Below are 246 nucleotides of genomic sequence, written 5' to 3' on the forward strand. Positions count from 1 at the left end.
CTGCGCGATTCACCGGTGCACGCGGTGAAGGAGGCGCGCCACACGATGGACGCGGTCGGCTGGGCCGCGATTCTGCCGCAGATGCTCGCGGCGCTCGGCGCGCTGTTCGCGGTCGGGGGCGTCGGCGGCGTGGTGTCCGGGCTCGTCAAGGACTGGGTGCCGATCGACTCGCCGTTCGCCGTCGTCGCCGCCTACACGGTCGGCATGGCGCTGTTCACGATGATCATGGGCAACGGGTTCGCCGCG

General features: G+C 71.5%; 1 protein-coding gene. It reads left to right on the top strand.

Translation table 11 applies throughout. The annotated features are described in order from the left end of the window. Positions 1 to 246, top strand: a 246-nt coding sequence (locus tag SB765_RS32635) for a 5-oxoproline transporter, DUF979 family subunit (RefSeq protein ID WP_410932895.1), incomplete at both ends; no start/stop codon positions are given.

It is taken from the genome of Pseudomonas sp. SIMBA_067 (genome assembly GCF_046534675.1).
Taxonomy (GTDB): Bacteria; Pseudomonadota; Gammaproteobacteria; order Pseudomonadales; family Pseudomonadaceae; genus Aquipseudomonas; species Aquipseudomonas putida.